This is a genomic window from Peribacillus sp. FSL M8-0224, from assembly GCF_038003055.1.
In the GTDB taxonomy this organism is placed as follows: domain Bacteria; phylum Bacillota; class Bacilli; order Bacillales; family DSM-1321; genus Peribacillus; species Peribacillus frigoritolerans.
The window spans coordinates 3437570-3450213 of the sequence record NZ_JBBOOJ010000001.1; the positions used below are offsets into that span (position 1 = coordinate 3437570).

11 protein-coding genes and 1 pseudogene are annotated in these 12644 nt (G+C 31.8%); all 12 read right to left on the reverse strand.

Annotated elements, in window-relative coordinates:
- Window positions 1-2: 2 nt before the first annotated feature.
- The 12 genes and pseudogenes from manA (MKX49_RS16545) to MKX49_RS16600 all read right to left on the reverse strand — a co-directional run bounded on the left by manA (MKX49_RS16545) (window position 3) and on the right by MKX49_RS16600 (window position 12634).
- Window positions 3-949, reverse strand: a pseudogene (gene manA / locus MKX49_RS16545) (mannose-6-phosphate isomerase, class I).
- 205 nt (window positions 950-1154) lie between these two features.
- A complete protein-coding gene (locus MKX49_RS16550) occupies window positions 1155-2471 on the reverse strand; it encodes a UDP-glucose dehydrogenase family protein (protein ID WP_340877067.1) in 1317 nt (438 codons plus the stop codon).
- Window positions 2472-2625: 154 nt separating this feature from the next.
- Complete coding sequence (gene manA, locus MKX49_RS16555) at window positions 2626-3573, reverse strand: mannose-6-phosphate isomerase, class I (protein ID WP_340877068.1); 948 nt, start codon at window positions 3571-3573, stop codon at window positions 2626-2628.
- On the reverse strand, window positions 3570-4688 hold the full coding sequence (locus MKX49_RS16560; RefSeq protein ID WP_340877069.1) for a hypothetical protein: 1119 nt from the start codon (window positions 4686-4688) through the stop codon (window positions 3570-3572). Before MKX49_RS16560 ends, manA (MKX49_RS16555) begins: the two co-directional genes overlap by 4 nt.
- A gap of 67 nt (window positions 4689-4755) precedes the next feature.
- Window positions 4756-6144 (reverse strand): sugar phosphate nucleotidyltransferase, encoded by a 1389-nt coding sequence (locus MKX49_RS16565; RefSeq protein ID WP_340877071.1) that lies wholly within the window; start codon window positions 6142-6144, stop codon window positions 4756-4758.
- Window positions 6145-6188: 44 nt separating this feature from the next.
- Window positions 6189-7163 (reverse strand): hypothetical protein, encoded by a 975-nt coding sequence (locus MKX49_RS16570; protein ID WP_340877072.1) that lies wholly within the window; start codon window positions 7161-7163, stop codon window positions 6189-6191.
- A gap of 25 nt (window positions 7164-7188) precedes the next feature.
- Window positions 7189-7992 (reverse strand): WecB/TagA/CpsF family glycosyltransferase, encoded by an 804-nt coding sequence (locus tag MKX49_RS16575; protein ID WP_340877073.1) that lies wholly within the window; start codon window positions 7990-7992, stop codon window positions 7189-7191.
- Complete coding sequence (locus tag MKX49_RS16580; protein WP_340877074.1) at window positions 7985-9160, reverse strand: glycosyltransferase; 1176 nt, start codon at window positions 9158-9160, stop codon at window positions 7985-7987. Before MKX49_RS16580 ends, MKX49_RS16575 begins: the two co-directional genes overlap by 8 nt.
- A 24-nt stretch (window positions 9161-9184) precedes the next feature.
- Window positions 9185-10297, reverse strand: coding sequence for a glycosyltransferase family 4 protein (locus MKX49_RS16585; protein ID WP_340877075.1), 1113 nt, complete (start codon window positions 10295-10297; stop codon window positions 9185-9187).
- 64 nt (window positions 10298-10361) lie between these two features.
- Window positions 10362-11261 (reverse strand): glycosyltransferase family 2 protein, encoded by a 900-nt coding sequence (locus tag MKX49_RS16590; RefSeq protein WP_340877076.1) that lies wholly within the window; start codon window positions 11259-11261, stop codon window positions 10362-10364.
- A gap of 2 nt (window positions 11262-11263) precedes the next feature.
- Window positions 11264-12115: a glycosyltransferase family 2 protein gene (locus MKX49_RS16595; protein WP_340877078.1), complete on the reverse strand. Its 852-nt coding sequence runs from the start codon at window positions 12113-12115 to the stop codon at window positions 11264-11266.
- Window positions 12116-12130: 15 nt separating this feature from the next.
- Window positions 12131-12634: a serine O-acetyltransferase gene (locus MKX49_RS16600; RefSeq protein ID WP_340877079.1), complete on the reverse strand. Its 504-nt coding sequence runs from the start codon at window positions 12632-12634 to the stop codon at window positions 12131-12133.
- Window positions 12635-12644: the final 10 nt, after the last annotated feature.

A 12644-nucleotide genomic window follows, 5' to 3' on the forward strand; every position in this document is an offset into this window, starting at 1 on the left:
TCTTATGGATGTGAAACAATAAAATTTGCTTGTCCTTCAATAATAAATTCGCCTGCTTGGTATGGTAAGATAAAATGCATTCCTTTAGTCAGTGAATATATCTCTTCCCCAACCTTTAATTCAGAATCTCCACCAATGACACTTACAAGCATAAAGTGATGGTCTTGCTTTAATTCTAAACGTCTGTGTACATCCCATTTGTAGACGGTAAAGTATTTATCTTCAACAAACTTTGTTACAAGAGCCCCTTCAAGTTCTGTTATTTCAGGTTCAAATTTACCCCCTTGATGAGGAACAGTGGTTACATCAATGGCCCTTCCTAAATGGAGATCACGTTTTATACCATTTTTATCTATTCTGTTATAATCATAGACGCGATAGGTTGTATCGGAGCTTTGCTGCGTTTCTAGCACAATGGTACCTTTGCATAACGCATGGATCGTGCCACTTGGAACATAAAAAAAGTCACCAGGCTTAATTTTATTTCGTTGCAGCAATTCATCCCATTGATTATTTTCAATCTGGTACATAAATTCTTCGTTTGTTTGTGCATGATGACCGAAAATAATCTCAGCATCTTCTGCACAATCAATTATATACCAGCACTCTGTTTTCCCTAACTCACCATTTTCAATTGTCTAGCATACAAATCATTAGGATGCACCTGTACAGACAAATCATCATTCGCATCTAGAATTTTCGTTAACAATGGGAAATTATCACTTTCGTAATGACCGAATAGCTCAGGGTACTCACTCCAGATCTGACTTAAACTATTACCTTTAAATCTGCCTGACTGAAAAACACTTTGTCCATTTGGATGCGCTGAAATTGCCCAGCATTCCCCAGTACGTTCGGACGGAATATCATAATGATATAGTTTTCTTAAATTTTCTCCACCCCAAATTCGCTCATGGAAGGTTGGAGTTAAGAAGATTGGTTGATTCATATTTTTTCCTCTTTCTATATCTCTAATATTGACTAGTTAATCGCTTAATACAGTTTATTCAAGTACTTCAGTCAGGATTTATAGGAGGTGTGCACAAAAGGAAAAAAGACTCAGATTTTTTCCCCCTGAATCCTTAGTTGAAATAGAAATTGGTTTTTCTATTTTTAATATTACAACCCCTAAAAATTTAATGCCTTTAAGCAAATTATATTTTCAATAACTCTTTTTCTGTTGTTTTCCTTCCAATTGACTCATAAATTAACCCTGCATTTTCTGCATCTTTAACACGATAACAATTTCTTCCGTCAATAATCAATGGCTTTTTCATTAATTTAGAGTACTTTTCAATTTCAAAATCTTTTATTTCCGACCACTCTGTAAAAATGAAACATATATCTGCATTTGTTATTGCTTCTTCTATCGAAGAACTATATGATACTTCATTTGGGTAGACTTTTTTAAAGTTTTCTATTCCCACAGGATCCCAAGCATTAATTTTTGCTCCATCTTCAAGTAGAATAGGAATATTAGTTAGAGAAGGTGCTTCTCTTAAATCATCTGTTCCCGGTTTAAAAGTAAGTCCGAGAATTGCTACAGTAAGCCCATTAAAACTATCAAAATATTTTCTAGCTTTCTTTATCAATTTTATTTTTTGATTTTCATTAACTTCAATTGTTGCTTTAATTGTTTTTAGTTCATAATCATTATAATTGGCAAGCCAATGTAATGCTTTCGTATCTTTTGGGAAACAAGAACCACCATAACCTATTCCTGCATTTAAAAACTTATCACCAATTCTCGAATCCATCCCCATGCCCTTCGATACGTCTTCTATATTTGCTCCAACAATCTCACATAAATTTGCAATTTCATTAATATAAGAAAGCTTTAAAGCTAAGAAATCATTTGCAGCATATTTTATCATTTCTGCACTCTTTCGATCAGTAACGACATAAGGAATATTGAAATTTTTATAAACTTCTTTCATTACTTTCTCTGCGTTCTCTGATTCCACACCAATAACTATTCTTGTTGCCTCTAAAGTATCTCTAATAGCAGAACCTTGTGCTAAAAATTCTGGATTAGAAACTACATCTATTTCAACTTCATACTTAAGATTTTCTTTTATTAATTTCTCAATTTTATCATTCGTTCCGACTGGCACAGTTGATTTAATTACTACCACGCAATCTCTTATAATAGTTTTTGCAATCTGTTGTGCCACTTCATTTATATATTGAAGATTAGCAGAGCCATCTTTTCTTTCTGGTGTTCCCACAGCAATAATAATCACATCAGCATGGCTATATGCTTCTTGATAATCATTTACATACCTAATCCTATCCCTATTTTTCCACATTAATTCTTCCAGTTGTGGTTCATAAATTGGAGATACACCACTATTTAATAGTTTTACTTTTTCTTCATTTATATCAACACATGTTACGGTATTGCCATTTTCAGCTAAACAAACGGCAGTAACAAGACCCACATAACCTGTACCTGCAACTGAAACTTTCATTATTCTCCCACCTTTTCATTCTTCACTTTATTAATAATTGAAAAAAGGGGTCGAGTGATAGGCCCCTATTATAAACTCTTATACTCCCCTGCAACACCCACTACTAAAATCAGGTAATTATCTTTTTCACTGATAAATTAAATCATCTTTTATTTTATGGATGTGAAACAATTAGACTCATGTTTCCATTTAACACAAAGTTCTCTATTCGGTAAGGTAAAATAAAATGTTGTCCCTTTTCTATAGGATAAACATGTCGATTCACTTCGAGTGTTCCTTCACCTTCTAGGACACTCACGATCATAAAATGTTGGTCTTGAACAAGTTCTAAACGGCTATGTACCTCCCATTTGTAAACGGTAAAATAACGATCTTCCACAAAGGTAGTAATCGTTGCTTCATCCATTTCCCAAACTTTTGGCTCTACCTTTTTTGCCACGTGAGGGACAGTCATCACAGCAACGGCTTTTTCTAAATGAAGCTCTCTTTTGTCGCCACTTGAACTTGGACGATCATAGTCGTACACTCGATAAGTCGTATCAGAGCTTTGTTGGGTTTCTAACACTAGAGTCCCTTTTCCTAAGGCATGAACTGTTCCACTTGGTACATAAAAAAAATCACCAGGCTTAATTTTTACACGCTGAAGTAGTACATCCCATTGATTATTTTGTATCATGGCAATAAGCTCTGATTTCGTTTGTGCATTATGACCAAATATAATCTCCGCATCTTCTTCGCAATCAATTATATACCAGCACTCTGTTTTTCCCCACTCACCATGTTCAAAGTTCTGTGCAAATGAATCATCCGGATGAACTTGAACGGATAAATCATAATTAGCATCTAAAATTTTTGTAAGCAATGGAAATCGATCACTTTTGTAGAAACCGAACAAATCAGGAGAATTGTCCCATAATTCACTCAACGTCTTTCCAAAGTACTCACCTGATACAACAATACTTTCACCATGTTTGTGACCGGAAATAGCCCAACATTCTCCTGTTTGTTCTGAAGGTATATCATAGTGGTATACATTCTTTAGCCTTGTCCCTCCCCATATCCGTTCATGAAATGAAGGACTAAGGAAAATTGGTTCATTCATCGATATATCGCCTCTTCTAAAATCTTAATTATTTTTCTAGCAATCTTTTCTACTTCATTTTCAAACTGAAAATTGGGCTTTGAATATTTTTGTCTTCTTACTTCTTCCATGTATCCATTGGTAATGGTAAAACTCTTAAAATGTTCCCAATCCATGGTTTGACAAAGGTTTCGTTCTTTTAAATAACGAATTGTATGTTGGTCTTCTGTCATGTTAGGGCGATTTATGAGTAAAAGAGAAGTGTTTTCAACAACTGCTTCACTAACTGTTCCCCAGCCAGCTTTTGTTATTGCGAGATCTGCAGCTGCGATAAAGTTTTGTGAATCCGTATAATCTAATGGAATTTTATACACATTTTCTTTTTCGATATCCATATTAGATGAAATAATGAATACACAGTTAGAATTATTCCATATTGGATGATTTTTAAGGTCTACCCCATTTATTTTCATACCTAGTCCGAAGAAAATGATAAATTTATCTCTATGAGGGTCCAACCTTTTTATGATTCTATTAACTTCATCCCTATCAATGGTTCTCGAGAAGAAATTAAACTGACGTGCACAAGAGTTTCCCCACTTTTCCTCTTGTCCCCCTACTAAAGAAAAGAAATAAGTCATTTTCTCATATGCCTCTTTATACTTGCGTAACTTACCATGCCCGATTAATCCTTTATATGCGGTGTACCATGTAAAGTTGGATATTCCAAGAGAAGGTATGCATAAACGATTAGCTGCTTCGAAGGCTAGAGGGGATATGTCTGATATAACTAAATTAATATTTTCTTTATACAGAAATATAGTTTCTTCTTTTACCTTAGAGGACCAACTCATCATGAATTCATCAAACTCCATATTGAGCTTAGACGAATCAGGTTCAATCGAATTCTCTATCAAAAAGAAGCCAATATCTGTTTCTACATGACGAAATTCAACTCGATTATCCTGTATCAATCGTAATGATGATTGTAAAAAGTCCATTGCAAAGGAATGACAAATAATAATTTGGATATCTTTGTCTTGTAATAAGAGCTTGCGAATAATGGCTACACTCCTAGAAGCATGTCCAAAACCATAATCAGAAATATAATAAGCTATCTTTTTCGTTTCATTCACACCATTTCAATAAGAAAGTTCAAGGGTGAGAGCAAAAATATCTCTCGACCCCCAATTTATCTCTTTATCATAAAATCACTTTAGCCTTTGATTGTTGAAAGTGAACCAAAACATCTTCCCATTTATAATATAATCGACAGAAGTCTTCGTCGCTAATCCCAATACCTGTTTGTACTTCAATAAACTCTAATTCGGATAGGGCCCTGATGCCATGCTTTTTCCCTGCTGGAAGATGGATGATATCACCAGCTTTTACTCGAGTAATATGATCATCAAGGGCAAGGTCTCCTTCACCTCTAACAATAGTCCACACTTCATCACGAAGATTATGATAGTGATAGCTTGAATTCTTTTCAGCATGAATACAAATACGTTTGGTTACCATTTCCTGACCATTTTCATAGTTAGCATAGTCCAAAGTCCTTGACCAACCCCATATGCGTTCTTCATACATTGGCGGATGATTAAATCCGTTAATCCATTCCTTTATTTTTGGACTAGAAGTTTTATCGGATACCAAGATTCCATCAGGGCTGGCTGCGACCACAATATCTTTTGTACCTATAACAGTAACTGGAATATCTAATTCATTAATCAAGTGTGTATTGGTTGAATCTTCTGAGATAATCCCTTTACCAATTTGCGTGGTTATCATTTCTTCGGTTAGAGTATTCCATGTACCGAGGTCTTTCCAATAGCCTTCATACGGAAGGGCCACAATATACCTAGATTTTTCCACAACCTGGTAGTCAAAACTGATTTTTGGTAAAGTATGGTAGATAGAATATAGTTCCTCAAACTGAGTCGGTAATTCTAGTTTCTGAAGTATTTCAATAAGATAGCCCAACCTAAAGGCAAATACACCGCAATTCCATAGGGCTTTTTGATCCATTAATGTTTGGGCTTTTTCTTCACTTGGCTTTTCGGTAAAATTGCCGACTCGAAAGTACGTATGATCTTCAACTTCCTCCTCAGGAACAATATAACCATACTTTGAAGACGGATAAGTAGGTTTAACACCAATTAAAGCTAAGTCTGCATTAGTATCTAGCAAAGTTTGTTCTATCTCTTTTACTTTATGGAAAAAAGCATCGTCTACATATGGATCAACAGGGAGAACGGCAATAACCTCGTCTAATGGTATATTATCCACAGAGTATAAATAGGAAGTAGCTAAAGCAATTGCTGGGAAGGTATCTCGTCTTTCTGGTTCAATAATGAGAGGGACATCCATTCCAACCTGACTATGAATCATATCTCGTTGCATTTTAGAAGTAGCAATCACCGATGACTCGGCAAGATTAACGGCTTCTAATTGTCCCCAAACACGTTGAACCATTGATTGCTTTTCATTATCCTTTCCTTCAAGAACTTTTAGAAATTGCTTGGAACGGGTGTCATTAGATAGAGGCCATAATCGCTTCCCTGAACCTCCGGATAGTAGCACTAAACGCATAAAGACATCACTTCTTTCTTATATTTAAATTATATAGTTGATAATTACTTATCTATCCATCCTGTTTTTTTGGAAAAATTAATACTCTTTCTATTTCTTATTTTTAGAAAAAGCAGTTTTGAATAATACCTAAATTTACTATAATACCCCATTTTTTTTCTTAGAAATAATTTTCTCCCAAGATAAGACTTGTTAGGAAGTTTGTTATCTTTGATAATTTTAGTATATATATCTAAAAGTCCACAATCTTTTTCTGCAGGCAAATGCCATACAGGAATATTATTAAAGTTAGTATCCACAAGATAATACCTTCTAGTCCAATATCTCATACAGTATTTATTTGCCCTTTCGACCTTAATATTAGAATTCTCAATAGCGATTGATAATAGTGCCTCTTGTCCAAAACTTTCATCTATATCATTAATGTATGGAATAATTTTCTCATATACTTTCGTACATTCATTAATAATATTACTTATTCTTTTAGATGTACCAACCAATATTTCTCCACCCCAGTGGTTGATATTTGTTTTTATATTAAAATATTGTTTAGCTATCTTATTTGTTAGAAGCCTTTTGGGTGATTCTAATGAATAATCAACATCAAAAACCAATAGAGCATCTTCTGCTTCTTTCCACATATAATCGCATTTATCAACAAATATTGTATCTGTATCTAATACACAGATTAAGTCATAATTGTCACACAAATAATTAAGGGCATCTAACTTAAAAAAAGCAGGTGTCCATTTAAAAGTATCTGGAAACTTAAAAATATATTCGTTAAGCTTTTTTATTTGTATTCCATTCTGATAAAATATTTTTTTTTCTTGTTCATCAATATCATAATTAATAATTAATACTGCATCTGCATCAGGATTATTAATTTTTGCCGAGTATAAGGAAACAAAACTATTTCTTAAATATATATCCATATTATTTTTTGATGAACTTGTAACATTTACTCCTTTATATAAATCATTCACCTTAAATAGAGCAGTAGCAATAACTTTTTTCATAGAATCTCCTTAATTCATTATAAAATTATTTTACATCTGAATTCTTTACGTGATTAGTCACGTTTAGTGTTTTAACTTTATTTTTATTAAATGTCTTAGCATAGTAATAAATATATCTGGTGTTATTATATAAATACCTTTTCCATAAACGTTTAGGTTCACATATTAAACGAAATAGCCATTCTAATCCTATCTTTTGAAATATTGCAGGTGGACGTTTAATATCACCAATTATAAAATTAAATGCTGCACCTACTCCTAGTAAAATACTGTTAATTGCCTTGCTATTTTCATACATCCATAATTCTTGTTTAGGACAGCCTAAACTTGTAAATACTAAATCTGCACTTGAAGCATTGATCCGATTATTAATTTCTTTTTTCTCTTCATCTGATAAAGACCTAAACGGAGGGGAGTAAGTACCAACAACTTGAAGATTTGGATATAGATGCAACAAATGTTTGTTTAATCTATCTAACACTTCTTCTGTACCACCATAAAAATAAACTTTATAACCTTTTATTTCAGCTTGTTCACAAAGCTTTAACATTAAATTGGGACCATCCACTCTATCTTGTTCCTTATAACCAACAGCTTTTAATGCCCAAACAAGTGGCATTCCATCTGGTGTACAAATTTCTGCATTATCTAATACTTGATTAAATTTTTCATCTTCAGCAGCCGTTACTAAGGAATGTGTATTGCAAACACATACATATTTTTGTTTATCATCCATATCTACCCAGTTTTCGATCTTTTTCACAATTTCTTCAAAACGCAAAGCTGTAACTTTAGAATTTAGGATATATGCGAAGAAATTATTATTCATTTCTTTTCTCCTTTAACACTTCATTATATATTTGCATGAGCATCTTATAGTTTTTCTCTGCTGTATATTTTTCTTCAAAGTTATCACATACATTTTTAACTAGGTTATTATACCCCGGATAATTAAGTGCTTTTATTAATACATTACTTAAATCATCTATATTATTATTTTCAAAATGAAAACCTGTCACTCCATCTAAAATAATTTCTTGTAATGAGCCTATGTTTGACCCAATTACTGGTGTTTGAACAGAAAAAGCCTCAATAATTGTCATCGGGAAGCCCTCGTACCACAGAGATGGAACTACCAAATATTTTGCTTTAGACACTAGCTCTAATACTGCAGCACTATTTAGCCTCCCTAAGAATTTTACACTTTGAACCATCCCATATTCCTTTACTAATTGTTCATTTTCAGGTCCATCACCAATAATTAATAGCTCAGTATTAACTTTATTAATATTTTTTTTCCAAGCCTCTAGCAAAAGATGTACTCCTTTTTCCTTTGATAATCTACCAACAAAAACAACATAGTCTTTTTTACTGCAAAAAAATTGATTGTTTTTCTCAATAAAATTGGGCTTGACGACTATTCTATCTTCATCAATTCCAGTTTCAACAATTTTACATTTAGCAAACCCCGTCAACGCGATGATCTTGTCTACTTTTTTATTCCATGTATTTAATATACGATGTGTATATAACATTGTCGTTAGTGGTATAGTTTGAACTCGGGATTCTCTGTAACACCCATATTTTATTGAATTTAGCAAGCTTCCATTTAAACATTTTTCACAAACAGTGTCTTCCCTCATTAGTAAAGCACTCGGACATGCTAATCGATAATTATGAAGAGTTTGTACAACGGGTATATTTAACTCTTGGCATGCATAATATGCTGCGGGCGATATACGTGGAAAAGTATTATGAAAATGGACAATATCAGGCTTTTCTTCTTTAAGCTTTTTTTTCAAAATATGATAATGTTCTTTTGACCAAACTGTATTTATTCCAAACTTTATCTTATTAGAAAGACCTTCCATGCTTATATCATCATTACTCACAAAAAAAGTCGAGACATTTACGCCTTGACTCTTCAATAATTTTATTTCTTCCTCGACTACCTTATCTTCTCCACCAGCTATTTTATATTGATTGTGAACTACCATTACTTTTATATTGGCCACCTACTTCTATTCTATACTTTTGATGAGTTTATTAAAACTTTTTGAGGAATCTTCAAATGTCCAATGTTCTGATATCCTCTGAGATATTTCGCCCATTTTTTTTATGTCATTCATATAAAAAAGTTTATGAATTACTTCTTTAATCTCTCTTCTATCATATGGTGAAAATAAATATCCATTCTCACCTTCAATAACAAAATCTAAAGATGCACCGACATGTGTTGAACATAGAATAGGTAATCCTGCTGCTGCTGCCTCGTTAATCACTAAGCCCCAAGATTCTGAATACGACGGTAATATAAAACAATCTCCTATAAAATACTGTTTATAAACATCTTTTGGATCAGGAAGAAATCCAGTAAATACTATCTGAACACCTTTTTCTTGAGCATATTCTTGATACATTTCTTGTTCTTTTCCACCGCCGATAATAAAGAAAACCATACCATCTTTATTTTCATACTCCGCTAATGCTTCAATAATAATTTTTATATTTTTTAATTCAACTAATCTACCACAATACACTATTACATTTTTATTTGGAAGAATATTATATTTTTCCCTCAAAGCCTTTTTAATTATATGAGATTCTTTACTAAGTTTTTTTATTTCCTTAGTATCTACAGTCAAATATTGATTAAAAATATTTTTTGATGGATAGCTCCAGTTTTCAACAAAATATTGTTTGGTAACATTACCATTACCAAAAATAGCCCTAGTGTTTTTTAATAATAATCTCTTTACTACTTTTTTAAGAAAACTTAACTTTTCCTTTCTTAATCTTTCTGCCGAAATACCATCACATAATAACACTTGTTTCTTTCTTAATAGAATTGAAAAAATACTTGCAATCACATAGTCTATATATTCATGTCCACCGAGGAGAATAACATCACTATTTTTTACGATTTTAAATATAGTTTGTATTTTATTAAAAAAAGAAGCAGTATTAATATCACTTTCGCTACAAAATCTCGTACGATCTAATTTCCAATTACGGGTTGATGTTTTTTGAGCTACATAATATATATCAATTTCACATTCCGTATTTGCTGCAATTGTATCTATTTGTTGAGTACGATATGGTGTTCTCATATTTGTAAAAAAAGATATTTTCATAAGAATCTTAATACCCTCTCATCATAATTTAACTTATATTATTAATTTACTTAGCTAAAATAAATTAATATAAATTAATTTTTATATTTATTAAACCACTTATTTGTCCTATTCCCTTTACTAATTTACTCAAGGATTGAAAAATACCTTTCTTCCCTTTAAATAACTGAATAGGGAGGGAAGCCAATCCCATTATTATATGAAGTATCGCTTTTGATATTCTTATAAAAATATCTTTTTTATTGATTGAAAATTCTTTTTCAATTTTTATATATGATATAGAATTTGCATAAAGCCTTTTCAACATATATTTCATAGTTTCTCTTTGAATATGCAAATGCTCATATGCTATAGCTTCTCTACAATAAATAATTTTCCCGCCACAATCATGTATTCCCTTAAAAAACTTTGTATCTTCTCCGCCAGTCAATCCATAGTATTGATCAAAATAATGGTCATTTTCCAATATCACACCTAGTTTAACTAAGGTATTACCAGATGCACAATGTTCTAAAATCGCACCTGTTTCATAGCTTGTTTCTTCATAGAAACCAGATTCTATAATCCACTTAGGTGTGCTATTATTATATACTGTTTTTACTGGACCTTTTACAACATCAGCTTCAAATATTTTTGCTGCTCGCATCATATTATATAGCCAATCATTACCTACCCATTCATCATCATCTATAAAAATCAAGTAGTCTAATTGCATTTCTTTACATCTTCTTATACATTGATTTCTAGCATTAGAAATCCCCTGACTTGATTCCAGATAACAGTAGATATTATTCATTTTAAGGGTATTTAAATGATTAGATATATTACTCTCTACATCATTATTAACAATAATAAAGCTCACATCTATATCGTCAATATTAACTTGGGTATTTAAAGTTTTTAATAACTGGATTAACAATTGAGGTCTTTTATAAGTACATACACAAACACCAACTTTAACCATATCTATAAGCTCCTCTTTACATTTCTTTTTATAAACCCTCCTATTATATATCCATATCTAGTTATAATAACTATTGCTGATTTCCTTAAGCCAAAATGTCTAAAATAAAACTTCCAATTTTTCCTAAAGTTATTATTAGATTTAACACTTGTTAGAACATTTATTAATTCTTTAAAAGAGTTTGCATCTGGACTTAATCCAGTTGTATCTTCATTATTCCAGACTATACTTTTTGAACTTAGTAATATTTTAATATTTTCTTTCCTAGCTCTATACATAAAATCTGCATCCCCATAATATTGAGGAAAATTAATATTATCAAATAGCCCAATCTTTAAGAATACTGACCTCGGAATTAATACTCCCATTCCGCCACACCATTCAATTTCAGGATTTAGGTTACTTTTTAATTTCATATCATCGTTATATAATTTCAACCCTTGTTTTATATCGAAGTATCCCCCAGCGTGGATAATTTTTCCTGTATTTGATGAATATACCAATGAGGCAACTATAGAATTATCATTATTTTTATTGACCTTTAATAATTCATCCAGAAAATTTTCATTTACTATATTATCATTATTTAATAGAACGACAAATTGACTATCATTTTCTAGTGCATATTTTATCCCTTTATTTACACCTCCAGACCACCATAAATTACCATCCCCGTTGAGTATAGTAACGTGAGGGAATTTTTTTGAAATTATCTCTTTACTATCATCAGTGGAACCATCATCTATAATAATAATATCCAGATTCTTATAATTTACTCTATTAAGAGATTGTAAGCACTTTAGAGTCTCATTTATTCCATTATATATAGGTATAACTACTGATATTTTCTCCATAATTATCTCTTCCTTTTATGTAATATGCTCTATATTTTTTGCTGGGACTCCTACAGCAGTACTATTACTAGGAATATCTTTTATAACAACAGCATTGGCCCCCACCCTAACATTATTATCTATAGTTATACCACCTATAATTATCGCCCCTACACCAATATAACAATTACTTCCTATAACGGGGTGTCTTCCATAATTTCCACCTATTGTGACATTTTGTCCTATTATATTGTTTTCACCAATAATTGCTTCACCTGAAATTACAATTCCAACTGAATGACTTAATTTTAATCCAGATCCGATTTTTGCCTTCGGAGAAATTTCACAACCAGTTACTTTTATACATCTATTTCGTAATAATGTAGCAAATATGGAATATCCTTTATTATGCAAAAAATGTGATACTCTGTATAGAACCACTGCCTTAAATGCATAATTACTTAAATAGCTTTTGACAAAAGATAAAAGTGTGAATTTAACATTGTTAGTACGAAAATCATCCTTTAGTATTGAAAACAAAATCTTCACC